We start from the raw sequence: 24,268 nt of genomic DNA on the forward strand, positions 1-24,268 counted from the left end.
GGTTGCATTATGTACAAATGCCCATTGTTAACACTTTTGATACCAACGTCTTTATAAAGTGGCGCTTTAAGGGGGCATTCTGGGAGTAAAAAAAAATATTTTGCATTCTACGTTGAGAAAATGTGAATTACGTCAAATAATTTAATACTCAGGAGGAGTGACTGACTATGTCTGAAATGCTGCAACAGTATCCAATTATCAATGGGCGAGAGCTTCATGTTAGAACGTGGAACCCCGAAGGTGGGGAGACCGTGATTTGCTGGCACGGTTTAGCACGTAATAGCATCGACTTCGTCGCGCTTGGCGATGAACTGGCAGCGAAAGGCTATCGTGTTATCGCGCCTGATACGTTAGGCCGAGGCCTTTCGCAGTGGGCGGAATCCCCTAAAAATGAGTATAGCTACGCCAACTATATTGATATGGCAGTCAAGTTGATGGACTTCTATCATTGCGACCGCGTGCACTGGGTAGGTACCAGTATGGGCGGGCTAATTGGTATGTTGCTGGCCTCGAGCGATGACCAACGCCATCGCATTGGGTCACTAGTATTAAATGATATTGGGCCCGAAGTGCCTGCCGACGCTTTGAAGCGCATTATTCATTACGTGCAGAAACCGATTTCTTTTCGTCGTTACAGCGAGATTAACCAATACCTTCAAACCCTTTATCAACCTTTCGGACCGCATACCTCACAGCAGTGGCAAACCATGATTTCAGCCTCGATCAGACGGTTGGATAACGGTCACTACACGACGCATTATGACCCCAATATTCTTGCTGGATATGATGAGAATGCACCTGTATTGAATCTTTGGCGTCAATTTACCAAGCTAGGACAGCCAACGATGTTGATGCATGGTTTGCATTCCGACGTGCTCACTAAAGACATCGTTAAACGCATGCGCACAGTGCAGCCTGCGATGGCAGTGAATTACTATCTTGGCTGCGGTCATGCGCCCAATATGTTTTTTAAATCTTACCGGCAGGATGTGATGCACTTTATCGAAAATCATTCTTTGCCACTTCAGCCGAATGAACGCGATATACAGCCAGCAGCCGATGAACAAAAACGAAACGCGGGTTAACAATGAGGGGTGGAAACGCGCGTTCGTCGCAGCTGTTAACGGATATTTCTTACTACTTCGATGCCCAAAGGTGAAGCAACTCTGTGGCGATGGTTGCTCCCGCCAATGCGGTGATCTCTGAATGGTCAAAAGGTGGGCTCACTTCAACCACGTCCATTCCCACCAAATTGATACCACGCAATCCGCGTAGAATTCGTAGCGCTTTATCAGAGGTCATGCCGCCGATCACTGGTGTGCCTGTGCCCGGGGCAAAGGCGGGATCTAAGCAGTCAATATCGAAAGTCAAATAGACAGGCTGGTTGCCCACCAATGCTTTGACGTGGTTGGCAATATCCTCGGCGGACATATCAATGGCGGCTTCCGCGCAAATCACATTGAACGCGTGATTGTCTTTGTCATAATCGGTACGGATCCCGATTTGTATCGAAGACGATGGGTCAATCAACCCTTCTCTCGGGGCGTGATAAAACATGGTGCCGTGATCGTAACGACTACCTTGGCTGTAGGTATCTGTGTGTGCGTCGAAATGGATCAATGCCATTTGACCATATTTGGCATAGTGGGCGCGAAGCAGGGGGAGTGTCACAAAGTGGTCACCGCCAAGCGTTAGTAAGGCTTTGTCAGAGGCTAGAATTTGACTTGCCGCGTCCGTTGCCATAGCAACGAAGTTTTCACTGTCACCACAGGTAAAGACCAGATCTCCGGCGTCAACAATATTGCATCGATCTCTAAGATCAAACGGCCAAGGATAACGAAAACCCTCCCATGCAAGATTCACCGATGCGCGTCTTACCGCATCTGGGCCCAAGCGTGCACCCGATCGCCCCGTTGTCGCCATGTCATAAGGCATCCCTAAAATGACGATATCCGCTTCCGTCTCGGTGGGATCGTTGACCATGGGGAGACGGAGAAACGAGTAGGGATTGGAATAAAGGGAGTCATCTTTTCTCGAAAATACGTTTTCCATTGTCGCCTCTTTTTCACGTTCGTGCGCTTTTGTTAAAGCGCAATTGGGTCAGGCGCGATAACCATTACTTATCAAGTAAACGCGTGCCTTTCTTCAAGGTAGCAGCAAGGAGAAAATGCTTTGTCTATTTTCTGCGGCAGTCAGCCATTGTTTGTAATAAAGCGATGGGACTGCAACAAACTGTGATTCCATTCGGTTTGTTGTCCGGTGAATAGAAACCTTCACCATGATGTCTTGAATAGTGGTCTATACAGAGTGCAGAACTTTCACATTGAGGGAATATCATGGCGACAACACGTAGAAAGAAAAAACCGACAGTTTGCTTAGTGCTTCAAGGCGGTGGCGCACTCGGTGCTTACCATATTGGTGCGTATCAGGCGCTTGAAGAAGCAGGGTTTACACCTGATTGGTTTGCGGGGATTTCTATTGGCGCGCTAAACGCTGCGATTCTTGCGGGGAATGCGCCAGAGCAACGACTGACTAAACTTGAGCAATTTTGGGAGCGCATATCACGCCCCGGCACAGACATTGATATACCGCCTGTGATGGCGCAAACATTCAATAATGCGAGCGCACAGCAGGCATTATTGTTTGGTCAGCCTGATTTTTTCACACCGCGCCCGATTAGCCCTTTACTTGCTCCTCCAGGTGAAGGCGCAACCAGCTTTTATGACACAACACCGTTGTTTTCCACGTTGAGCGATCTAGCTGATTTTGATCTGATCAATAAAGGTGAAGCGCGTTTGACCGTTGGTGCAACCAGTGTGACTAATGGCGACTTGGTTTACTTTGATAGCCGTACTGACACGATTGAACCTGCGCACGCAGTCGCCAGTGGCTCATTGCCTCCCGGTTTTCCCGCCACCAAAGTGGGAGATGATTATTACTGGGATGGCGGTGTGGTTTCCAATACACCATTGAACGGCATTCTTGACTTGGCAGGCGATGACGAATTGCTGATCTTTATGGTGGATTTGTGGAATCCGAAAGGTGAGTTGCCTCAAACCATGAACGAAGTCTTATGGCGAGAGAAAGAAATTCAATACGCGAGCAGAACCAGTGAACATATTGAGGCACTGGTGGCCAAGCGCAATCTCGATCATTTGCTGACTAAAGCCCCAGAACTCTTAACCAGCAAGGACGTACCAGCGGCGACCAGCCTTAAGGCGGATAATAAAATTGATATCGTGCATATTACATTTGATCCGATACAAGGCCATATCGCACTGAGTGATACCGAGTTTTCCCGCCGTTCCATTCGTCTGCGCCGTGAAAGTGGTTACACAGATATGAAGCAAGCGTTGGAAGCGTCTCCTTGGACGCAGCCAAACGAAGGTTTACCTGCTCATGTTCACCGTCGTCAATGTCATGGCGGATGGCTGGAAAAAAAGAAGCTAGATAAAGTGTCGTAGAAAAAAAACTGCGGTAGTTCAACGTGCAGTTTCTAGTATAAAAACAGTATAAAACGCAAAAAGCCCCGGTCTCGGGGCTTTTCACTTTCTCACACAGGCAGTGGAGGAACGAAGTGTGAAAAATTCGGTTAAGCGGGCGCAGACACTTTAAAGCGTCCCACAGAACGCCTAAATTGACTCACAAGGCCGTTTACCTCGCGTGCCGAACCTTGTACATCAAACGCGGATTGGTGGTTGTTTGTTGCCATGTCAGCGATGTCTTGAATCCGTCTTGCCAGTTCTTGGTTCGCGCTGGATTGCTCATGTAGCGATCGCGACACTTCTTCAATGATATTGATGAGATCTTGCGATTTCTGGTGCATTTCACGCACAGATTGCTCGGCGGAGTGGGTTTGCGACATATTGTCATTGACCACAAGCACACTGTCTTCAATATGGCTGACCGTGGCTTCAATACCTGAGCGCAATTCCTGAATCGTGGACGCTATTTGTTTGGTCGAATCTGACGTGCGTACCGCGAGGTTTCGTACTTCATCGGCAACAACAGCAAAACCACGTCCTTGATCGCCAGCGCGCGCCGCCTCTATTGCCGCATTCAACGCGAGAAGGTTGGTTTGCTCAGCCACATCGTTAATGACGCTGATAATGCCTTCAATCTCTTTCGAGTGTTGATCAAGTTCCGAAACGGCACTGCTAGAGCGCTGAGATTTCTCCGACATTTGGTCCATGTTTGCAATGGTTTGGCGCATGTTGGTGGCACCTTGCTGCGCTTGAATACCACTTTCGTCAGAGAGCGACTTCATTTTGTCCGCATCATGGGAAATGGTATTAATGCTGGCAGAGAACTCTTCCACCAAGGCCGCGATACTGCCTGTGTCTTCAGATTGACGGGTGGATGCCCCAACAATGTGGTCTGAAAGATCTTCCAGTTTCGCGACTTCATTATTCAGCTGATTTGCACCAGACGCGATACTCGTTAGCGTTTCTTCAAAGGCATTCATCAAGTTGTTAAATGCGCGGCCAAGATCGGTGATTTCATTTTTGCCTCTTGGGCGAAAGCGAACAGTGAGATCAAGATTTTTTTCCGCGCTTTGCAGCAGGTTTTTCAAGTTATTGATCGGCGTTGTGATGCTATTAGCAATCGTAAAAGAGATAGCCATCAATACTGCGGCGATAGCGGCGACTAACAACAATAAGCGGCGAACATCTTGATAAAATACTGTATCGACGTCATCCACATACAAGCCTGTATTTAATACCCATCCCCAAGGTGTAAAGGGAAGGGAATAGGCCACTTTGGGATAAGGCGTATCGTCTCGTCCTGCTTTTTTCCAATGGTACTGCACGAAGCCACCCCCGTTTTTTGCCACTTCCACTTGATCTCTGATGATATGAACGCCGTTTACATCTTTCAAATCAGCCAGATTCTTACCAATCAGATTGGTCGCGATAGGGTGGTGAACCATGTCCGAGTTCATGCTGTAAATCATGAAGTAGCCATTTTCGCCGTAGCGCATGGCATCAAGCGCGTTGACTGACTGTTGCTTGGCTTCCTCCATGCTGATATCACCGGATTGCGCTTGTTGATAAAGCCGTGTGACCAAGGTCTCCGCTGTTTCGACAAGTACTTGGATCTGATTCTTACGTTCTTCCAGCATGTTGTCTCGTTTCACGACAAGGGTAATCGTCGTGACTGAAACCAAAGACAGCACCGCAATGGCAATGATTAATGACAATCGTTGCCGAATGGACAAGGCATTCATGATTTCCTTCCTTAAATGATATTTAACTCATTAAATAAAATGAAAATTATCTGCCATGAGTCTAGCAATTCGCGTCAATGCTGCTCGGTTTTCATACAGGTGTTTAAACGGTAAAAGCACGTGATAGAGAAAGTGTTTTTCGTCTATTAAAATAGGCATCAAGAAAAACAAAGGGCTGGCGAGTCATGGTTAACGAAATTATTCACCACATGAATTTTTTGTTGCGAATTATCTCATCTCAAATATGTGAACTGGTACGGTTTGGCATGTAGAGAAAGAGGCGAAATTTGGGAGGGGAAAGGCAATTTCGTAACAAGACATGGGGCAATAAGTAAGCGATAAGTAAGAGATAAGTGAATGGGAAGAGTGAGATAGGAATAGGCGCTAAGGGAACTAAGCATTAACCCTATAAAAAAAGCGTGCTTATCACGTTTGGCTATATCCGTGCTGCAATGATTGGTTTAGACTACCGCCCTCTTTACCCATGTGAACCGAGGTAATCATCAATGTCTCTACCAAATTGCCCACAGTGCAACTCTGAATACACCTACGAAGATGGCGCACTATATGTCTGCCCTGAGTGTGGTAACGAGTGGTCACAAGATGCATCTGCTGATGCTGACGACGTTAAAATCATCAAAGATTCTAACGGTAACGTCCTGCAAGATGGTGACACAGTCACAGTCATCAAAGACCTGAAGGTGAAGGGTTCTTCACTGGTGGTTAAAGTGGGTACGAAAGTTAAAAACATCCGCCTGGTAGACGGTGACCACGACATCGATTGTAAAATCGACGGTGTTGGCGCGATGAAGCTGAAATCTGAGTTCGTGAAAAAAGTGTAATCCACACAACATTAACTGAAAAAGCCGCGCCTTGACGTAAATTCAAAGCGCGGCTTTTTTGTCTCTGCTGTTTTATCCCGGTTGAGTTTACCCACTGATTCGTACCGGCGACTTGCCTTTATTGGCGTTGGTTAATATCGTCAAGAGTGAACGATTCTTATCGAGACTCGTATTGGAAGGTAAATCAAACACGCTGGAGGCATTGTGGCTGGGTACGATAACGGAAAAGACGGTAAGAAAATTCCTAGTAATAGACTCAGCCGCGTCGGCATGTTCGGTTCTGTGGTCACCAAAGTCGCCACCAACATGGCCGCTGAAGGTGCCAAGCAATTCTTATCGGGTAAACGCCCTTCAGCGAAAGATTTGCTGCTGACCCCCAAAAATATTTCCAGCATTACCAACCAACTCGCGCAACTTCGCGGCGCGGCCATGAAGGTTGGGCAATTGCTGAGTATGGATGCGGGAGATGCGCTACCCAAAGAGCTTACTGACATTCTTGCCAAACTGCGTTCCGATGCAGCCCCAATGCCTGCAAAACAATTGGCGTCGGTGTTGGAAACTGAATGGGGGAAAACCTGGCAACAGCACTTCATTTCATTCACGTTCAAACCCGTTGCGGCCGCTTCTATTGGGCAAGTCCACTTTGCGTATGGTGATGATGCCTCAGAACTGGCCATTAAAGTGCAGTACCCCGGCATCAAAAAAAGCATCAGCAGCGATGTAGACAATGTTGTTACTCTGCTGCGTTTGACCGGTTTAGTGCCGAAAGAAGTGGATTACAAAAGCCTGTTAGATGAAGCGAAAAAGCAGCTTCATGATGAAGCTAACTACGAACTCGAAGCGGAAATGGGCGACACCTTTTATCAACTACTCAAAGATGACAACCGTTTCATCGTGCCCAAAGTCTATAAAGAACTCACTACGCCTTCCATTCTGACCATGAGCTTTGAACAAGGCGAGGCGATCGAGAACTTGCAAGATTTACCTCAAGTGGCGCGGGATAATTTGGTGACTAACTTGTTTGAGCTTCTGTTTAAAGAAGCGTTCCAATTCAAACTGGTACAGACTGACCCTAACTTCGCCAATTATCTTTATCAAAAAGAAAGTGGGAAAATCGTGCTACTCGATTTCGGCGCGACGCGACGTTACGGTGATGCGATCAGCGAGGGTTATCAAAAACTGCTGACATGCGCTGTGAACAACGACAAAGATGGTGTGTCAGATGCCATGGCACACATCGGATTTTTCAGTAACCATATCTTCCCCGAGCAAAAAGCCGCGGTGGTGAACATGGTGATGATCGCTTGCGAGCCGATCCAATATGACGGCGACTACGACTTCGGCAACACTGACCTCGGCAGTCGTATTCACGAAGCAGGCATGGCACTGAGCATGGAGCAAGGCTATTGGCACACCCCGCCAGCCGATGCATTGTTTCTGCACCGAAAAATCGGCGGCCTGTTTCTACTTGCCGCACGGCTAAACGCCAAAGTGAATTTGCGAGAAGTCTTTAAACCGTTTCAATGGGAAACCCCGCCAACGTGCAAGCGAGCAGGTTAGGTGCGAAAGCAACCAAGCATTTAAAATTACAGGCTTAGGGTCATACTTTTGATCACCCTCTTTTGAAAATTAGGGTGGGTAGGAGTAAAAGCGAAGTAACGTTTACCCAAGTTCATACAAAGGACAGCCTGTATGCCAAGCCGCATTTATAAACATCTCGAAACCCTTTGGGATTATCACCAACTTGGCCATGCTCCTCAGCCTTCAGATTGCATCTTCATTCTTGGCAGCAACGACGTACGCGTCGCGGAATATGCCGCTGCACTTTATCGCCAAGGCTTCGCACCTTACGTGATGGTATCCGGCGGATTTGGGCGATTCACTAAAGATGAATTCGACAAAACCGAAGCGGAAACCTTTGCCGACGTCCTCATGGACGAAGGCGTACCAGAATCCGCAATTATTCTAGAAACCAAGGCCACGAACACTGGCGAAAATGTCTCTTTCGGGTATCAAGTCATGCTCGAAAAAGGGCATGATTTCAAACGTTTTTTATTGGTTCAAAAGCCCTTCATGGAACGTCGCGCTTACGCCACTTTCGTTAAACAGTGGCCGGGTCAATACAACAGGGCGTTAGTCACTTCACCGCCGCTCTCGCTGGTGGAATACCCAACAGACAACATTCCCTTTGATAGGGTGGTAGAAGCCACGCTGGCAGACTTCGAACGCGTAAGAGATTACCCCGCCCAAGGCTATCAAATTGAACAAACTATTCCTGCGCATGTTACTGCTGCTTATGATGAGATTAAAAAACAGGGGTTGTGGTGAGAGCAGTGGGTAATTCGCTGGCATAACAACCTTAAAAATACCGGTTCGATCAGTGTGGTGAGCCATAGCGTTGATCGAACACTTCTCCACGCTTGAAAAGCCGGTGACATGCTTACCATTTAACCTATTTCCTAACAATCTAATAAATATAGAGTAAAAGCTTGAAGGTGATTCAAAGTGCAACGAGAGCCCGTCGTGTTTCTTGAACATTGTGATATGTTTAGTTTCATAAATAGGGCGAAGATGGCTGATTTCTCGTCGTTTTGATTTTTCCGGAGACATTCATGCGTTGTGGTAAATATATTTTTGAATCAAAGGGAAGTAGTCTTTTAAAGGCAATAGCTTGTTGTTAGTGGGTGCAATGGTGCGTTTTAATACACCGTTTTAATGTCTAGTAAATGTGATGGTGCGAGAGCGTATTAATAGAGGTTTAACGATATAGTGTAATATTAAAATGGAGTTTTGTTTATTACAGGAGGTTTGACATTTTAAAGGGTCCACGAGGGTTTACATTAATAGAATTGATAATGGTTATAATTCTATTAGGGGTTGTATCCGTGACAGCACTGCCGAAATTTTTTGATATGAAAAGTAACGCAAGAACGGCATCTCTTAAGGCTGTAAAAGGGACGATGAGAACTGCAGTCGATTTTACTTATAGTAAATCTGCAATTAAAGGCAATCACAATTTAACTGCTGGATCAGATGTTTATGTTGAAATAAACGGGAACCCTGTCTCAATAAAATTTGGAACTCCGCTTGCCAATTATGACGGTGATAAAGGTAGTTGGGATGATTTGATTCACTTAGATTACGAGGTGTTTTCAACTAAAATAGTGTCGGGGCATTTTGTTGTTTTTCTTAAGGGAAGCGCGGTTCCAATTAGCCTAAATGACGAATGCATTGTTCTCTATAAGCAAGCGAATAAAATTGAAAACCCTCCAAAAATTAAAGTAAATGGTTGTTAATTACAAGAGGGTATTGATATGCACATGAATAGTATTTTAAAGAGATGAAAATTCGTCCGCGTTTCGACCCGTTATATAATGTTACCCAGCAATGTTTCCTGTTTGATCTTGGCATATACATCAAAAGGATGGTTAGGTCGAAAAGTCAATTCTAATAGCTTTCTTGTTAATGCCCAGATGCCACAATATACAGTTGAGACAAAGATGGAATCCTCGGGTGTTTCTGTTGACACCTCGCATGTCTATCCTCTTTAAGGGGAGACCATGCGATTGGTTCTGAGTTGGGAGTGAAAATGGAATTTAGGTTTGAAAAAGCGAACCCAGAAGATCTAGATGCGATCCTCAAGTTAGGTGAATCAAGCAATGAAGAACACGTTGTTCCTCTACTCAGTGCTGATGGGAAGAAAGCGTTTCGAATAGCGTTTACGGCCGATATTAACAACGTAAAAGATGCCCAAATTTACTCTGTGATCAAAGCGACTGTTGACGACGAAATTATCGGTTATGTCGCTTGGCGGGATGAAAGTTATATTGGTCATCTTTATGTTAAAACCGAATATCACGGTTTTGGTGTGGCTAGGCGTTTAGTTGAAGAAATGAAAGCAGCAAGTGGCGCAGCGTTAGTTCGCGTGAAGGCATCGATTTATGCGCTTGGCTTCTACAAGAAGGTGGGATTCGCACCAATATCTGACGAGTTAAGCATAAACGGTATTCGTTATGTTCCAATGGTACTTGATGTTGAGCAGAACAAAGAGCAGCGTATTTAAGCGGGTTGCTTTACGCGTAGTTCGCTTTGCCCTTGAGAAAATTGAGCGACGGGTATTTGAAAGCGACGACCAAGTATAGAAATCCAAGTTGTGCGTTATAACGAGAGGTCAAAGATCAAGAAGTCGATTGTTCCCGAGGAATTTAAGCACTATTTCGATGATTGGCACTTTTCCCCGTGGTCGAATCAGATGGAACGGTGTACTTAGCTGGCCTACTGCCGCAAGAAAAGATAAGCCAATTAGCCGCGATTCATCATCGCGGCTTCGTTGACTTTTTAATGCGCCTCAACAAGGTTAACTAGGGGCAGTCTTACAAACCTTGTTGGTATTGATCGTTGGTGTTGATTGGCACCATCGTAAACAACTCTTCTCGAACACTGACATCGCCATTCACGAGCTTTTCGAAGTGCTTAACGAGTTCAACTTTGTCCGCTTTTTCTTTCGAGCCGCCACCGATGTTGGTCAAATCAATAAAGAACTCATCAAACAAGTCAGAGAAATCTGTCACGATGTCCATGTTTAGGAATTGTTCGTGGTTATAGATGCTTGGGTAGCCACCTTTTTGCTTATCAACCGCAAACGAAATGCCTTTTACATTGGTAATCGTCGTTGCTTTCTCACATCGCAACATACAGCCCGCTTCAATCGCCGGTTTGTTACAGCCCACCGTTTGTTGGAAGAAACACTGACGGCTTGTCATCATCAGAATCGGGTGATAAATGCTGTAAGCCAACTTGAAGTTTTCAGGACGACGAATGTGTTTAATCTGACCTTTGTTGATCTCGTTTGAAATAAACGCACCCGCACAGTTTAACGATTCTTTCATCGTGACTAACGCGTGTGAGTTTGTTGTGTTCAGGAACGGACCCGCAACCCATTCAATGCCCATTTCATAGGCCTTATACGCAATACCCGTGTTATTGGTGACGATGCGTGCTGGTTTGACTTCTTCTAGCACTTTTACGGCTTCATCGTAGTCTTTACCAATCAACACTGCAGGGAACCATGGGATCAAGCGTGGGTTTTCTAAGAAGATGTTGATGTACTTGCGATCGCGTTTTTTGAAGCTTTCAGGGAGCTTGAAGTAGATATCAGCATCCGTGACATCGCATACATTTAGGTCTGCGGTATCTGCAATCAGCATAGAGAGTTTTGGCTTCTCTTCTACTTTTGGCTGTTGTGGGAATGCAGGGACGTCCACGTGCTTAATAACGTCTTTAGATCCGTTCATTAAGAATGCAACGCGATCTTTCATTTCCGTCAGTTCTCGGAATGGGATCGCTAAGTTTTCGCCTAAGTTAGAGAAATCATAACCGAGTAATTCGTAGTTAGGATTGATCACACCTTTAAAGCGTTTTTCTAGCTCTTTTGAGGTGATGGCTTTTTCGCCCGCTTCTCTGAGCAGTGACGTTGATGTCACTTCAAACACTTGTTGGTCTTGTTCACTTGGCGTGACAACCACAGTGAGTGGCTCACCCAGCGTTGCCTTGAACGCAATGGTTACGGCAATTTTGTCGATACTGAGCGTTTTCACTTTTTCTTCGAGTGTCGCGCCAATAGCATTCTTGTCGTTATAAAGGTCGGTTCTGACTTCTTGAATTTGAACCACGTCAATCGCATTGCTCTTTTCAACCGCATAGTTAACGCTGTTGTCACGAGGGTTATCGATAAACATGTCTTTGGTTAAATTGCCTTTTAAAAATTTGTTGGTTAAACCACGGTTGAATACTTTATGCAGATTGGAATCATCTTCATACAACTCACCCGTTTCAACAAATTTATTAATATTTTTACGCCAGTTTTCAACAACCGTATAAACGTAGTGAGCTCCTTTAATACGGCCTTCAATTTTCAATGAGTCAACTTGCGCATCCACCAGTTCAGGCAGGTCAAAATACGCGGAGTTATCTTTTAGGTTTAGTGGGTACTTAGTACCGACGTTGGTCACTTCGTATTCGTCACGACACGCTTGGCTGCAACGACCACGGTTACCTGAGTTACCGACGCTCACAGAGCTTGAGTAACACTGACCAGAGAAAGCAATACATAGTGAACCGTGAACAAAGACTTCCGTTAGCATGTCATGTTCATGCGCCACAGCTGTCATCTCTTTGATTTCGTCGATATTCAATTCACGAGATAAGTTTACGCGTGAAGCACCGACTTTTGATAAAAAGTGAAGCTGGCCTTCATTGTGGGTCGTTAACTGAGTCGAGGCGTGAACATCTAACGTTGGGAAATGCTTTTTAACGAGGTTAAACACACCTAAATCTTGAACAATGATGCCATCGAGTGTCGTGTTCACTAATTGATTGAGTAACTTCACGAGTGATTTTATTTCATGTTCTAGGATAACAACGTTTAAAGTCAGAAATACTTCACAACCGTATTCATGAGCTAATCGTAATACGCCATTTAACTCATCAAATGAAAGATTGGATGCACGGTTACGGGCATTGAAAATGTCTAAGCCACAATAAACGGCATTTGCCCCTGCTACGATGGCTGCTTTGATCGCTTCTACATCGCCACCAGGTGCCAATAATTCAATTTTTCTACTCATTGTGAGATTGCTCGCTTCGTTTTTTGTCATCGAATTTTTTGAGGAGGCATTCTACTCGCCTCACGCTTTCATTGCCACTCATTAGGCTTTTGTTGATCTAGGTCATGTCTGCACAGGCGTGAATCCCATTACCAATTCAGTTACCATTGAGCTATTGCGTTCTTTTTTAAGTCTTTCATCATGACAATGCCGATCCTATATTCATTGAGACAGTGCCCTTACGCAATGCGAAGCCGTCTTGCCATTTTACATGCTGGCCAAATCGTCATTTTGCGCGACATTGATATGAAAAATAAGCCTGAAGACATGCTGTCTGTATCACCTAAAGCCACGGTGCCGGTATTGGTGCTGGGTGATGGCAATGTGATTGATGAAAGTATTGAAGTGATGGTTTGGGCGCTAACGCAATCTGACCCGAGAAACCTACTTTATTCGCACGATAAAAATCAGTTACCCGCCATGCTTGAGTTGGTAAGAAGCAATGACGTGACGTTTGTCGGCGCATTGCAAAAATACCGAGCGGCTTCTCGTTATCACGATGACAATAAAACAGAGCACCGCGATACATGCTGTGAGTGGTTGATGCCTATTGAACAGAGGTTGTCTCAGCACGCCTACATAATGGGAGAGCAACCGAGTTTGGTTGATTACGCCATCTTGCCATTTATTCGCCAATTTTCCCGTGTAGATAAGAAATGGTACGCCCAAGCGCCATTACCGAATCTACGCGCGTGGCTAACCAAGCATTACAACGATCCGACGTTTTCTAAAGTGATGGTGAGCTATCCCAAGTGGAAAAAGGATGATAAGCCAGTTGTATTTGGTGATGTATAGAACCCTATGCCGCCAAAACTCTAACTTCCCCGATTAAACGGTTGCAACGCCTCATTCAATACTTGAATTCCCTCGTAAATGACACTGTCACTTGTTGCGTCTCCCATAAATGACTCTGTTATCACATGGAGGCAGTGATTTAATACGCACCGTATTAAATCATCATAACAACAACACACCATCGTCAGATTAAATGGCTGTACAAGGACGTAACCATGACCGCAAACGAACACATTGCAAACTTTCAAACCAACACCAAGGAACCCAAACTTTGGCAAGTATCTCTCTCCTTATGCCTTATCTCTGTGCTAATGGGGATCACCATTTTGGCCGTCGAGGTCATCTTTGGCTTAGAAATGCCAAATTCCGGCGTGCTTTCTACCGTTATTCCTACCATGATGACGGGCTTTTACTTTGGTCATAAAAACGAAGCCTTGATGGTTTCCAGAACGCGTTGGCTTGCCGTGATGGTTTGGACTGGCATGAGCTTGCTCTATGTTGCCGGCCTTATGCGGTTTTACGATTTTACGTTAGCCGACCTGACCGCTGAGTTTGGTAGTTTGTTTGTGTGGATCGGTTTTGCTTTCATTTTGATCATGACAGTAGTGAGTTACTTCATGATCAAATCTGGTGAGAAGATAGGCATTAAGAACAGGGTTAAGGTGAGGGAGAAACAACTAGCTAAAGAGAAACAAAGCGAATAAATAGTTCGCTCTGAAACTCTGATAGCTGGCATCACAGACATTATTTTTGGTGCGAGGGCGGTTGATAGTGCATTGAAGTATCTTGTTTCAAGAAGATATTACTCGCCACTAAGCTTCCTAAGCACACAAACACCAGCGCGAGACTTGTCATTGCATCAGGTTGTTCGTTGAAAATTGGAATGGCGAGCAGGGTAGCAATAACAGGTGTCGCACTACCAAATGCCGCACTTCGTTCCGCCCCGAGTTGTTTAACGGCATATAAGTAAGTGCAAGACGCGAGAATGCCCGCCCCCACGCCCTGCAATAACGTATGACTGAGCACGTCTTTCCAAGGCCATGCTGAAGCGGGAGTGCTGCTCAAAGTGCTTGGCAGCCACCCCGCACTAATGGCAACGCCTAAAGTAAGGCACGAAATGACCGCCAATATGCCCGAACATGCAAGGGCTTCAAGGTTGGCGACACGCGCACAAATCGTGAACGTCGCCCACATCAGGCTGCCAACCAAAAACAAGAGATGTCCCTTTGATTGCGCCCAGTCATAATCGCCCCCGAAGCTGCTTCCTAGGTTGGTGGCGAGAAAAAGTGCTGTTCCGATGGCAATAGCGATTAGCCCAATAATGCGGTGTGAGCTTAAAGGCTGCTTAAAAAACAATACGGCAATGGCGGTCACAAATAGCGGCAGCGTGCCCGGTACGAGTGCGCTGCCATGTGAGACAGGCACTGTTTGCATGGCGGTACTGGCGACCAGTAGATAGGGCAGTCCACTGCCGATGAACATGCCAATCAGGTATTTATTTGGAATGGCTCTAATCTGGAGTCGAGCTTTATAGACGAACGGTGCAAGCAACAACGCGGGAACTAGAAAGCGCATCAACGCGAGATCGGCAGGTTGAAGTTCTGAATTCGCACCGCCTTTTAACGAAATAAAAAAGCCAGCCCAAAGCAGCAATGTCGCCAACATGGCGAGATAGCCGGCTGTTTTGCTTTTTGAAGATGATCTTTCTGGTGTTTTTGACGCTAGCTGACTTGTCGTCATGAGTGATTCCATTTCTGCACATGATCCTAAAACGCTATTATCGTGCACCACGATTGGCGATAGGTGGCAACTTTGAGCTTCATATCGTTATACGTTGATGGTTTCCGCTATTATTTTTGTATATTTTGATGATTAGCGGCGTGTGGTTGATGGATCGTATTGATAAGCAACTTTTGGAATTGATGCAAAAAGACGCGAGACTGACAACTGCAGAGCTTGCGGATTTAGTCGGGCTTTCACCGTCGCCCTGTGCAAGGCGAATCAAGCGGCTTGAAAAGGACAAGATAGTCGGGGGTTATCACGCTTCACTTTCTCGCGATAAAATTGGTATTGCGATGACCATGTTTGTTGAAGTGAGTTTGAACAATCACCAAGTGACGTCAGTGGATGATGTTGAACAAGCCATTAGCGATATGCCGGAGGTGGTGAGTTGCCACGTGGTGTCAGGCGCTTACGATTATTTGCTGGAAGTGGTTGCGAAAGATCTGGCTGGCTATGAGCAATTTACCCGCAAGCTACAATGCCTGCAAAACGTGAAAGACATTCACACGCAATTGGCGATACGAAAGGTGAAAGATCGCGGAATTTTACCCATCTATATCTAATACTAGCGTTTAGATCCGAGTGTTTTGGACTTGCGGTGTAATGCCAGTAGTTTGATGTTAGCGCTATGTTCAAGTGACAAAAAACGGAAGCTGACGCTTCCGTTTTTTGTTCTACAAAGCGAGTTACAGCGCAGTAAGGATAGCTTCAGCTGAACTCACTTCAAACGTTTTTGGTGCTTCAACGTTGAGTTGTGTCACGACACCATTTTCAACAACCATTGCGTATCGTTGTGAGCGAATACCGCCAAAAGTTGCGGTGTCCATTTCTAATCCTAATGCTTTCGTGAAGCTGGCGTCGCCATCCCCAAGCATCATGATTTCGTCCGCATTTTGTGTTTCTCCCCACGCTTGCATCACAAACGCATCGTTAACAGACACACAGATAATGCTGTCGACGCCTTTTGCCTTAATTTGGTCGGCCAGTACGATGAAACCAGGCAAATGAGATTCTGAACAAGTGGGTGTAAACGCGCCAGGAACAGCAAATAAAACGACTTTTTTGTTGGCAAATAATTCGTTGGTATCGTGATTCATCATGCCATCTTTGGTGAGCTCGCTCAAAGTGGCAGACGGGAGGGTTTGGCCTTGCTGAATCATGTTAGCTGTCCTTATTGTTGTGATTGCAACCAGACTAGCCCGATTCGCCGTTGAATACCACGGATAGAAACTAGGTGTATAAATTGATCTGTCAGTATCCTCTCTAAGTCATCAAATGTACTCGCAGAATAACGACCACCATCAACTAACCTACTGGCTCTGAGTGACATTCTGTTAGCAAACCGTTGAAGAAATCTTTAGGTTCAGTCGACGCTTTAACCTTGAAAATTCTCGGCAACGTATTTATTCAAGTTTTCAAACAACACCCGATAACAGAGCGGTGATTCAAATTAGTTGAAGTTCGGTGACAATCAGGTTTCACGTTGCACTTATCAATATGCATCATCGATAAAGATGCGATGTATCATATTGGGGAGTAGGGGCGGAACATACTAGTTAAATCGTTTAAATGACGATTATGTCTTTTATTTGAAATCTGAGTGATGTGTTTTTTTACCATCAATCTCTAATTTAGCTATAGTTTATATCTAATGTTTAGACGGCTGTTTATAATTAGTGCGTCAGTAATTATCATGAGGTTTGGCTTATATTTTAAGTTGGAACATAAATGGCTAACAATTTGGGAAAATGTGCTCTCAACCTGTGAGGGTTTCTGATAACCTCACGGAAAATAACCCCTGAAAGCAGTACGCGCAGCGTTTTATTGGGTAAAGGAAACAGAAGGCGAACAGTGTTGCGCAGGATTTAAAATGGCGCTAGAGCAGTGCATAAGTCTCTAAGATAATTGACGATGATAAAAGCCATTGTTAGTATTTTAATGAAAAATATAAAACACAGAAAATACGTTGCTAGTGTGGCCATTTATAGAATCGGGTGGTAATATAATGAGCTTTATTATAAAAGAAACGCAATATTTAACAGACTCAATAATATTGGAAATCATGAGTCGATTAGAGTCCGAATCAGAAAGTGCCATTGCAGCTAAAGACATTCTACCCTCAATGTCACTACGTGGTGATCTTGGAATGGACTCCATGCAGGCTGTGTCATTGACACTCGACTTAGAAGATTCTCTTTCAATCTCTATCGATGATGAAGACTTAATTAAGCTTGACACTGTTGGCGACCTTTTAAACATCATTGAATCCAAGTTAAGTGAAAAAAATGGATAATCGTAGACGTGTTGTGGTGACCGGTGTGGGTGTCGTTTCATCAATAGGCAATGATTTTGACACGTTAACGGAATCTTTGAAGCTTGGTCGTAGTGGGATTCGCGCAATGGAATCTTGGTCTGAGTATGGATTAACGAGTCGCGTTGCTGGTTTGGTGCATTTAGATGAGTGCAAAATACAGTCTGCGAACATCCCTTTGAAACTCCGAAGAGCAATGCCCACCTCTACGCTGTATTGCAGCGTTGCTGCCAGTGATGCTATTTCTGCCTCTCGTTTAACGCCAGAAGAACTCGCAGACCCGCGAACAGCTTGTCTTGTTGGGAGCGGTGTGGCTGATGTGAGTGTGATACACAGAGAAGGGGCAAGGTACTACGATGGTCAGGTTCGTAGAACTGAACCCTACACTGTCCTCAAATCCATGAGCAGCACGGCGAGTGCAATCCTCACTAAACTCTTTGGTATTACTGGGAGAAGCTATTCAATATCGTCTGCTTGCGCTACCGGAGCACACAATATTGGGCATTCGTACGAACTCATACGTGATGGGGTTATAGATAGAGCAATAACAGGCGGTTGTGAGGAAGTGAACGAGCTGATTGTTGCTTCTTTTCAAGCCTTGAGAATGGCGCTGTCTACTGGCTTTAATGACACGCCAGAAGGCGCATCTCGCCCTTATGATCGTGATAGAGATGGCTTTGTGATCAGTGGTGGGGCTGGGGCGCTTGTATTGGAGTCGCTCGATTCCGCCTTAGAGCGTAACGCGCCCATTTATGCTGAAATCGTGGGCTATGCAGCGAATTCAGACCCGTATGATTTAGTGCTACCTCAAGCCGATGGCGGGACATTTGTTGAGTGTATTGCCCGTTCATTAGAAGACGCGGGAATGTCCTCTGCCGATATTGACGCTATTAATACGCATGGGACAGGAACAGTGGCTGGTGACGTGGCCGAGGTTAATGGTTTACGTAGAGCATTTGGAGGCAATGTTCCGAGGTTCTCGTCTACGAAATCTATGACGGGGCATGCGATTGGCGCAGTAGGGGCCATTGAGTTAATTGCCTGCATTGCGATGCTGAAAGAAGGCTTTATCGCGCCCTCCATCAATATTGATAATATCGACCCTTTGTTTGCTGATATGCCCATCGTGCGCGAAGCCACACAGGCTGATCTGAAAACAGTCCTATCTTTAAATTTTGGCTTTGGTGGTACGAATGCGGCCACTATCCTGCGAAAAATGGACTGATATTGCTGTCTCAGTGAGTAGGGTATATGAATAGAAACGTCATTGATGGGCTGAGGGATACGCAAGGCGTGCTGGGTAAAGCGGCAATTCGCTCGATTTTACCCTATGGCGATGCATTCTTATTTGTGGATTCAGTCAGTGATTTGACCGAGTCTAACGTCGTCGCGCAATACAACATACCTGAGTCCTCTGAGTTGATTAACGCGCATTTCAAACACGTTAGCATGATGCCGGGCGTTTTGATGGGGGAAGCATTAGCGCAAGCCGGTATTGTTTTACTTCATTACCGAAGTGAGTTTGAAGAAGAGACGGATGTCATTGCGAGTACCGTGAATCAAATGCGGTTTAAGTCGCCAGTGCTACCTGGGGATACCCTAGAAGCGCATGTCAGCATAAAAGCAATCAACCGTTTAGGTGCAAGGTTAACCGGCAAGTCCTATGTAAATGGGCGCGAAGTGCTGTCTGCCACGTTTGATCTTACGTTTATAAAACGGAAAAATCTTATTGAACATATTTCTCAACATGTCACGCGTTGAGAGTATGTTGCATCAAATGTCTCCTATCTGATCGCTAATTTATTTAAGAAAACGTGAATATATAAACGTTTAAATTATACGATTAAATGATCCGAAAATATGAGTGGTGATTTTAGTGTTGTTAAGATTAGCAACGGTAGATGATTTTTCAAATATAGAATCATCGAATTTCAAGTGTTCGACGTATAAAAATCTTGCTTTTCCTCTTGGTTGTTCAATGTCAGAGCTTGATGCTGCGTTGGGTGATGGTGATTTTGTTGTTTTTAATGAAAAAAAGACTAAGGTTGGCTTCGTTAGAATAAAAGCCATGTTCGAAGGCATTGCCTATCTTGATATCCACTTGTTACATGATTTTGCTGATGAACATATCCAGGCCGTGATGAGTTGGCTAGCTGAGCAATACCATCTCGGTAAGTATTACGTTCAGTTACTCCCCAATGAGCAGCGAGAAATAGATTGCTTAACACGTCTAGGTTTCACTGAAGAAGCGCGACTAAGAAACCAGATTTTTGTTGAGGGTGCGTATTACGATTTATTAATGATGGGGAGTGAGGATCAACGTGTTTGATAGTGTTCGTGGAATCTATTGCGCTTTGCGCCGTCCAAATATCGAAGATATAGAGACAATAGCTCGCTGGTTGGATGATCCTTACCTTAATTCGACGGTCTTTGATAGCTCTACCTATGTCAATGGTGCTAAGGAGCAAGCCATGGCGTGGCTTGAACAGAACGCAACTGTCTATGGTGCAGAAAGCCTTTTAGGATTGGTGTGCTCTGTCAAAAGCGGTAAACCAATAGGGATGGTCTGGTTCAATAACATTGACTGGAAAAGCCGTACTGCCGATCTTCGCTACTTAGTCGGCGAAGAGGCGTACCGTACCAGCGTCTTTGGGCCTGAGATAGCACTGTTAAGTCTTCAAATGGCATTTCAAGTCATGAATTTACATAAAATCTATGGCTATGTTTTATCCGGCAATGAGGATTCAATTCGTCTTGCGGAGTTTGGTGGAATAAAAGAAGGGGTACTTAAAAATTACGTTCCTGTCGGTGATGGATGGAACGACTACCATCTTTATGCCATGTTTTCAGATAACTTCCTAGATTTCTTACAAAAACACAAAGAGGGTGTTTTACGCCGTCACTTTAAAAAAGGAATTTTCCAAGAGTGAGTTTGCTCGCTCTACTGTTTATTGCAGTTATCGTTTTGTCTTTTCTTTATCCGCGAGTCATTGGAGATCGTCTTGCTTTCTTATTAATGCTGCCCGTGATCGCTTATACGCTCTATTTCTATATAGATTGGCAGGTTATATCTCTATTTGAAATGAGCGTGTTTGTTGTAGGTGGCATATGTGCTGGTGTCGCCTTGCTGTTCGCCGGATTGCCAATAAGTTCACCTGAGCCAAGAACATTTGTTATTAACTGTTTTCATGGGTTTAAGCTTCTTAAGAAGAATCGAGACTATCTCTTATTTCAAGTTGGGATCACGTGTTACGAAGAGCTCATATGGCGAGTGTTTTTAATTAGTACATTATTATTGGTGCTTCCACCATGGGTTGCAATCTGTCTCTCTTCGTTACTATTTTGGGTCGTTCACGAGGAAAACAGACCGTTAGGATGGCATTCGCTAGAGTTCTTTCTCTTCGCGATATTGCTTGGCATTGCTTACGCTGTGACTGATTCAGTGCTATTTGTTTGGATTATCCATTTAACCAGAAATGTCCTTGTCCTGTCAGCGACATATTATGAAAAGCAGCAAGCGAAAGCCATGCCTTCATGAATCCCTGAGCGCATCCACGGGCTTCATTTGTGCCGCTCTTCGAGCGGGTAAATACCCGGCCACCAAGCCAACCAATATTGACACGCAAAGCGCAATGCTTACGCCTAGCACGCCGGGAAACAATGGAAAACCAGTAAAAAAATTCAATACAACACCGATGAGCATACCAATGGCTAAACCCGCTAACCCCCCAATCAGACAAATGAGTACCGATTCGACGATAAACTGAATCATTATGTGGCTTCGATGTGCGCCAATTGCCGCTCGAATACCAATTTCTCGTGTTCGCTCCGCGACAGCAGTACTCATGATGCCGGCAACACCGATGGCTCCTACAATTAAAGCACTAGAGGCGGCAATAATGCCGACAATCGTTACGCCGCCAAGAATATTGTCAGTGGTTCTGATGTAAGACGCGAGGGTTCCGCTTTCATATTCAAACACGCCTTGATAACGTCTCGATAGAACACCTTTTAGCTGGGAAGCCGCCGCTTCAGCTGACTCAACCGTTGAGGCTTCAGCTTGAATGTAATTCACGTCGTTGCTGCCATTAAGTGCCTGTACCAAAGGGTAACTGACCAAAATTCGATTGTTCACATCGCCTCCAGCAGAACCAATGCTAGCGAGTAAGTCCCGACTTTTAGCGCGCAGAACACCAATAACTTGATATTCACGGCCTGATATTCGAAGTGCACGACCTAAGGGGTTAGCGATGCCCGGGAACAGGTCAGAAGCAACGGTTTCGCCAATCATTGCAACAGGCCGACGATTTCGGATTTCTATTTCTCTAAGGCCTCTTCCTATACGTAACTGGTCATTGTTGATGGTTAAATAATCCCGATTAACACCACTCACTTGTGCGTTGCTGTATCGATTACCAGCTTGAACGATAGGTGCTTGTCCCCGAGGGGTAACGATAGGGCTGATGAGGCTGACAGATGGGCAGCAATCTCCTTGAACGGCAATCAAATCATTGTTATTGATGCCCGTACCTGTTCGTGTTCGTTTGTGTGGATCTTTGTTGCTTTGCGCGCGATATACCCAAACAGACTTGAGACCAAATGTTTCAAGTTCCTGCATGACGAATGCTTTCCCGCCCGTACTGACGGTATCCACTGTCATCACTGCGGCTATACCCACAGCAATGCCAATCATACTGAGCATTGACCTGCCCCAGTTTGCCAGCATCGCAAGTCGTGCTTCAATAAACAGATCAGGCAGAATTCGCCAGCCTTTCATATCACTATCCTGCCGTCTCGCATGTGTACGACTCTGTCAGCCGTTTTGGCTAAATGTGCATCGTGAGTGACCATGACAATGGTATGGCCCTCAGCATGAAGCGCCTTAAACAAATCCATAACCTGCTGCCCGGTATGGCTGTCTAAAGCACCTGTTGGCTCATCCGCAATAAGCAACTTAGGCTTGTTAACTAACGCTCGCGCAATAGCAACACGTTGTTGCTGGCCGCCTGAAAGTTGGTTGGGTAAATGCGTTGCGCGATCTGCTAGGCCTACGCGTTCAAGCGCGGCAAAAGCAAGCGCTTGACGCTGTGAGGGCGGGGTACCTTGATACACCAACGGAAGCATGACATTCGCTAACGCATCGCGGCGTGATAGCAAATTGAATGATTGAAAGATGGTTCCAATCAATGAAGAACGAAGCGTAGCAAGTCCATCAGAATCAGCGGCATGAACAGCCGTACCGTCTAAATGGTAGGTGCCTGTATCAGCGTTGTCTAAGCAGCCAATAATGTTGAGTAGGGTGCTCTTTCCTGATCCAGAGGCACCCATTATCGTTACAAACTCCCCGCGTTCTATCTTCAGATCAACACCCCGAATGATGGGTAAGGGGGTGTCTCCGCGGAAATAGGATTTATGCAAGGATTCAATGTTGATCATGGTTTTCTATAAACCTTGCTGTGCGCCCATTCTCGAGGTATCCGCTATCAAATAACGCAACCCTTTGCCCTTCTTGAACTCCACTGAGTATTTCGACGTGTGTGTCGGTTTCTAATCCTGATTCAACAGATTGTAGGTGGATGGTACCTTGTTCAATCAGTGCAACCTCAAAAACGCCAGGTTCGCGTTCGCGCAGCGCGCTGTAAGGCAGGCTGAGGGTGTTTCCACGTTCTTCTATTACGATTTCAATATCGAGCTGTTGTCCTAATAGCAGTTTTGGGGCATCTGTGCCCAACCCCATGCGCACGGGAAACGTATTTAAGTATCGTTCTGTTGTGCGTTCGATAGCGGGACCAATCCAATGAATCTGTGTTTGCCAACCTTGGTTGGGAAAGGCATCAGATTTCACATTAACGACTTGGCCAACGTGAATCCTGCCACTGTCAACGGCATCTAAATTCGCCTCAATTTCCCATCCTTTAATGGCGACGAGTTGGAAAAGTTGTGTTCCGGCTTCAACCCATTGCCCTGATTCAGTCCATTTATCAATGATAATTGCATCAAATGGCGCATTCAGCTTTTGCCAGTCTTGCTCAATAGCACTCATTTGGGCATCTGCTTGGGCAATAGCAACGGCTGCTTGCGCCGTTTCCATTTCAAATCTGACCTGATCTAGCGCTTCGACAGAGACGAGATTTCTATCAGATAGCTCTGATACTCGATTGTAGCGTTGCTGCTGCTCCTTCAAACGAACAATTTCTTGCTGAACAACAGCGTTGGCGCGTTTGAGTCGAGTCATAGATGCACGGTTATCCATGGAGGCCAGAGTGTCATCTTTTTTTACCCGATCACCACGAGCAACATAGACCTGCTCGACGCGGCCATTTACTAACGCAGTCAAAGAAACGGTACGGTCATTAATAACCTCACCAGTCACTCGAATGATGTAGGCCATATCATTACGTTGCACTTGCACCCCCGACAGGTTCAGCGTTGGCTTGTCATAGAAAAAGTAGCCCGCAGTAGCAGCGAAAACCAGAACAACGATAGCGAATATGCGCTTAAAATAGCCTTTCATTGATCGTTTACCAGGCTGCTTAAGTTTCATATGAGATGCATTCAATTATCTATCCCTAATAATTAACAAATCATGACGAGGTGGCTTATTCGATGTTTCCATATCAAAGAGATGGATGTGAAATGGTGCAAT

24 protein-coding genes are annotated in these 24,268 nt (G+C 45.3%); 16 read left to right on the forward strand and 8 right to left on the reverse strand.

What is annotated here, in order from left to right; all coding sequences use genetic code 11:
• Positions 1-167: 167 nt before the first annotated feature.
• On the forward strand, positions 168-1,085 hold the full coding sequence (locus A1OO_RS13640; RefSeq protein WP_017003340.1) for an alpha/beta fold hydrolase: 918 nt from the start codon (positions 168-170) through the stop codon (positions 1,083-1,085).
• Between the two features lie 52 nt (positions 1,086-1,137).
• On the opposite strand, the gene speB is transcribed toward A1OO_RS13640, so the two are convergent.
• Positions 1,138-2,052 (reverse strand): agmatinase, encoded by a 915-nt coding sequence (gene speB / locus A1OO_RS13645; protein WP_016961550.1) that lies wholly within the window; start codon positions 2,050-2,052, stop codon positions 1,138-1,140.
• A 284-nt stretch (positions 2,053-2,336) separates the two neighbouring features.
• Between speB and A1OO_RS13650 the strand changes: the two genes are divergently transcribed.
• Positions 2,337-3,464 carry a patatin-like phospholipase family protein gene (locus A1OO_RS13650; RefSeq protein WP_016961551.1) on the forward strand — a complete coding sequence of 376 codons (1,128 nt, stop codon included), beginning with the start codon at positions 2,337-2,339 and terminating at the stop codon, positions 3,462-3,464.
• A 128-nt stretch (positions 3,465-3,592) separates the two neighbouring features.
• Here the strand turns inward: A1OO_RS13650 and A1OO_RS13655 are convergent, their stop codons facing one another.
• Positions 3,593-5,227, reverse strand: coding sequence for a methyl-accepting chemotaxis protein (locus A1OO_RS13655; RefSeq protein WP_016961552.1), 1,635 nt, complete (start codon positions 5,225-5,227; stop codon positions 3,593-3,595).
• Between the two features lie 506 nt (positions 5,228-5,733).
• Here A1OO_RS13655 and A1OO_RS13660 point away from each other — a divergent pair.
• From A1OO_RS13660 to A1OO_RS13680, 5 genes are all read left to right on the forward strand, one after another.
• Positions 5,734-6,069, forward strand: a complete 336-nt coding sequence (locus A1OO_RS13660) for a zinc ribbon domain-containing protein YjdM (protein ID WP_016961553.1) — start codon at positions 5,734-5,736, stop codon at positions 6,067-6,069.
• Between the two features lie 204 nt (positions 6,070-6,273).
• Entirely contained in the window at positions 6,274-7,629 is a 1,356-nt protein-coding gene (locus A1OO_RS13665; protein ID WP_016961554.1) for an ABC1 kinase family protein, read from the forward strand.
• A 132-nt stretch (positions 7,630-7,761) separates the two neighbouring features.
• Entirely contained in the window at positions 7,762-8,397 is a 636-nt protein-coding gene (locus A1OO_RS13670; RefSeq protein ID WP_016961555.1) for a YdcF family protein, read from the forward strand.
• Between the two features lie 485 nt (positions 8,398-8,882).
• Entirely contained in the window at positions 8,883-9,365 is a 483-nt protein-coding gene (locus A1OO_RS13675) for a type II secretion system protein (protein ID WP_277814489.1), read from the forward strand.
• 293 nt (positions 9,366-9,658) lie between these two features.
• The gene (locus tag A1OO_RS13680) at positions 9,659-10,132 is read left to right on the forward strand and encodes a GNAT family N-acetyltransferase (protein ID WP_016961557.1); all 474 of its coding nucleotides are present in this window, start codon (positions 9,659-9,661) and stop codon (positions 10,130-10,132) included.
• 310 nt (positions 10,133-10,442) lie between these two features.
• Here the strand turns inward: A1OO_RS13680 and A1OO_RS13685 are convergent, their stop codons facing one another.
• The gene (locus A1OO_RS13685; protein ID WP_026023857.1) at positions 10,443-12,695 is read right to left on the reverse strand and encodes a peptidase U32 family protein; all 2,253 of its coding nucleotides are present in this window, start codon (positions 12,693-12,695) and stop codon (positions 10,443-10,445) included.
• A gap of 180 nt (positions 12,696-12,875) precedes the next feature.
• On the opposite strand from A1OO_RS13685, the gene A1OO_RS13690 reads away from it, so the two are divergent.
• Both A1OO_RS13690 and A1OO_RS13695 read left to right on the forward strand, forming a co-directional pair.
• Positions 12,876-13,529, forward strand: coding sequence for a glutathione S-transferase (locus A1OO_RS13690; RefSeq protein WP_026023858.1), 654 nt, complete (start codon positions 12,876-12,878; stop codon positions 13,527-13,529).
• 215 nt (positions 13,530-13,744) lie between these two features.
• Positions 13,745-14,233: an ABZJ_00895 family protein gene (locus A1OO_RS13695; protein ID WP_017003343.1), complete on the forward strand. Its 489-nt coding sequence runs from the start codon at positions 13,745-13,747 to the stop codon at positions 14,231-14,233.
• 40 nt (positions 14,234-14,273) lie between these two features.
• Here the strand turns inward: A1OO_RS13695 and A1OO_RS13700 are convergent, their stop codons facing one another.
• A complete protein-coding gene (locus A1OO_RS13700) occupies positions 14,274-15,269 on the reverse strand; it encodes a DMT family transporter (RefSeq protein ID WP_017003344.1) in 996 nt (331 codons plus the stop codon).
• A gap of 149 nt (positions 15,270-15,418) precedes the next feature.
• Between A1OO_RS13700 and A1OO_RS13705 the strand changes: the two genes are divergently transcribed.
• Positions 15,419-15,874 carry an Lrp/AsnC family transcriptional regulator gene (locus A1OO_RS13705; RefSeq protein ID WP_026023860.1) on the forward strand — a complete coding sequence of 152 codons (456 nt, stop codon included), beginning with the start codon at positions 15,419-15,421 and terminating at the stop codon, positions 15,872-15,874.
• A 123-nt stretch (positions 15,875-15,997) separates the two neighbouring features.
• On the opposite strand, the gene A1OO_RS13710 is transcribed toward A1OO_RS13705, so the two are convergent.
• Positions 15,998-16,471 (reverse strand): peroxiredoxin, encoded by a 474-nt coding sequence (locus A1OO_RS13710; RefSeq protein ID WP_016961563.1) that lies wholly within the window; start codon positions 16,469-16,471, stop codon positions 15,998-16,000.
• Between the two features lie 845 nt (positions 16,472-17,316).
• Between A1OO_RS13710 and A1OO_RS13715 the strand changes: the two genes are divergently transcribed.
• The 6 genes from A1OO_RS13715 (at position 17,317) to A1OO_RS13740 (ending at position 21,160) form a co-directional block, all read left to right on the forward strand.
• Entirely contained in the window at positions 17,317-17,604 is a 288-nt protein-coding gene (locus A1OO_RS13715; RefSeq protein WP_241819116.1) for an acyl carrier protein, read from the forward strand.
• Positions 17,597-18,847, forward strand: coding sequence for a beta-ketoacyl-[acyl-carrier-protein] synthase family protein (locus A1OO_RS13720; protein WP_017003346.1), 1,251 nt, complete (start codon positions 17,597-17,599; stop codon positions 18,845-18,847). Before A1OO_RS13715 ends, A1OO_RS13720 begins: the two co-directional genes overlap by 8 nt.
• A 26-nt stretch (positions 18,848-18,873) precedes the next feature.
• Positions 18,874-19,383, forward strand: a complete 510-nt coding sequence (locus tag A1OO_RS13725; RefSeq protein ID WP_017003347.1) for a 3-hydroxyacyl-ACP dehydratase FabZ family protein — start codon at positions 18,874-18,876, stop codon at positions 19,381-19,383.
• Positions 19,384-19,498: 115 nt separating this feature from the next.
• Positions 19,499-19,951 carry a GNAT family N-acetyltransferase gene (locus A1OO_RS13730; protein ID WP_241819117.1) on the forward strand — a complete coding sequence of 151 codons (453 nt, stop codon included), beginning with the start codon at positions 19,499-19,501 and terminating at the stop codon, positions 19,949-19,951.
• On the forward strand, positions 19,944-20,552 hold the full coding sequence (locus tag A1OO_RS13735) for a GNAT family N-acetyltransferase (protein ID WP_017003349.1): 609 nt from the start codon (positions 19,944-19,946) through the stop codon (positions 20,550-20,552). The genes A1OO_RS13730 and A1OO_RS13735 overlap by 8 nt, the downstream gene beginning before the upstream one ends.
• Positions 20,549-21,160 (forward strand): CPBP family intramembrane glutamic endopeptidase, encoded by a 612-nt coding sequence (locus A1OO_RS13740; RefSeq protein WP_017003350.1) that lies wholly within the window; start codon positions 20,549-20,551, stop codon positions 21,158-21,160. Before A1OO_RS13735 ends, A1OO_RS13740 begins: the two co-directional genes overlap by 4 nt.
• On the opposite strand, the gene A1OO_RS13745 is transcribed toward A1OO_RS13740, so the two are convergent.
• From A1OO_RS13745 to A1OO_RS13755, 3 genes are read right to left on the reverse strand one after another with little or no spacing between them, the layout of a single operon-like run.
• Positions 21,155-22,399, reverse strand: a complete 1,245-nt coding sequence (locus tag A1OO_RS13745) for an ABC transporter permease (RefSeq protein WP_017003351.1) — start codon at positions 22,397-22,399, stop codon at positions 21,155-21,157. The two genes, A1OO_RS13740 and A1OO_RS13745, sit on opposite strands and share 6 nt — an antisense overlap.
• The gene (locus A1OO_RS13750) at positions 22,396-23,058 is read right to left on the reverse strand and encodes an ABC transporter ATP-binding protein (protein WP_016961571.1); all 663 of its coding nucleotides are present in this window, start codon (positions 23,056-23,058) and stop codon (positions 22,396-22,398) included. The genes A1OO_RS13745 and A1OO_RS13750 overlap by 4 nt, the downstream gene beginning before the upstream one ends.
• The gene (locus A1OO_RS13755) at positions 23,045-24,166 is read right to left on the reverse strand and encodes an efflux RND transporter periplasmic adaptor subunit (RefSeq protein ID WP_017003352.1); all 1,122 of its coding nucleotides are present in this window, start codon (positions 24,164-24,166) and stop codon (positions 23,045-23,047) included. The genes A1OO_RS13750 and A1OO_RS13755 overlap by 14 nt, the downstream gene beginning before the upstream one ends.
• Between the last annotated feature and the right edge of the window lie 102 nt (positions 24,167-24,268).

This window comes from Enterovibrio norvegicus FF-33, assembly GCF_000286835.2.
GTDB lineage: Bacteria > Pseudomonadota > Gammaproteobacteria > Enterobacterales > Vibrionaceae > Enterovibrio > Enterovibrio norvegicus_A.

Coding starts and splice junctions, on each gene's coding strand:
- A1OO_RS13640 (WP_017003340.1), top strand. CDS start 168: ATGTCTGAAATGCTGCAACAGTATCCAATTATCAATGGGCGAGAGCTT.
- speB (WP_016961550.1), bottom strand. CDS start 2,052: ATGGAAAACGTATTTTCGAGAAAAGATGACTCCCTTTATTCCAATCCC.
- A1OO_RS13650 (WP_016961551.1), top strand. CDS start 2,337: ATGGCGACAACACGTAGAAAGAAAAAACCGACAGTTTGCTTAGTGCTT.
- A1OO_RS13655 (WP_016961552.1), bottom strand. CDS start 5,227: ATGAATGCCTTGTCCATTCGGCAACGATTGTCATTAATCATTGCCATT.
- A1OO_RS13660 (WP_016961553.1), top strand. CDS start 5,734: ATGTCTCTACCAAATTGCCCACAGTGCAACTCTGAATACACCTACGAA.
- A1OO_RS13670 (WP_016961555.1), top strand. CDS start 7,762: ATGCCAAGCCGCATTTATAAACATCTCGAAACCCTTTGGGATTATCAC.
- A1OO_RS13680 (WP_016961557.1), top strand. CDS start 9,659: ATGGAATTTAGGTTTGAAAAAGCGAACCCAGAAGATCTAGATGCGATC.
- A1OO_RS13685 (WP_026023857.1), bottom strand. CDS start 12,695: ATGAGTAGAAAAATTGAATTATTGGCACCTGGTGGCGATGTAGAAGCG.
- A1OO_RS13690 (WP_026023858.1), top strand. CDS start 12,876: ATGACAATGCCGATCCTATATTCATTGAGACAGTGCCCTTACGCAATG.
- A1OO_RS13695 (WP_017003343.1), top strand. CDS start 13,745: ATGACCGCAAACGAACACATTGCAAACTTTCAAACCAACACCAAGGAA.
- A1OO_RS13700 (WP_017003344.1), bottom strand. CDS start 15,269: ATGACGACAAGTCAGCTAGCGTCAAAAACACCAGAAAGATCATCTTCA.
- A1OO_RS13705 (WP_026023860.1), top strand. CDS start 15,419: ATGGATCGTATTGATAAGCAACTTTTGGAATTGATGCAAAAAGACGCG.
- A1OO_RS13710 (WP_016961563.1), bottom strand. CDS start 16,471: ATGATTCAGCAAGGCCAAACCCTCCCGTCTGCCACTTTGAGCGAGCTC.
- A1OO_RS13715 (WP_241819116.1), top strand. CDS start 17,317: ATGAGCTTTATTATAAAAGAAACGCAATATTTAACAGACTCAATAATA.
- A1OO_RS13720 (WP_017003346.1), top strand. CDS start 17,597: ATGGATAATCGTAGACGTGTTGTGGTGACCGGTGTGGGTGTCGTTTCA.
- A1OO_RS13725 (WP_017003347.1), top strand. CDS start 18,874: ATGAATAGAAACGTCATTGATGGGCTGAGGGATACGCAAGGCGTGCTG.
- A1OO_RS13745 (WP_017003351.1), bottom strand. CDS start 22,399: ATGAAAGGCTGGCGAATTCTGCCTGATCTGTTTATTGAAGCACGACTT.
- A1OO_RS13750 (WP_016961571.1), bottom strand. CDS start 23,058: ATGATCAACATTGAATCCTTGCATAAATCCTATTTCCGCGGAGACACC.
- A1OO_RS13755 (WP_017003352.1), bottom strand. CDS start 24,166: ATGAAACTTAAGCAGCCTGGTAAACGATCAATGAAAGGCTATTTTAAG.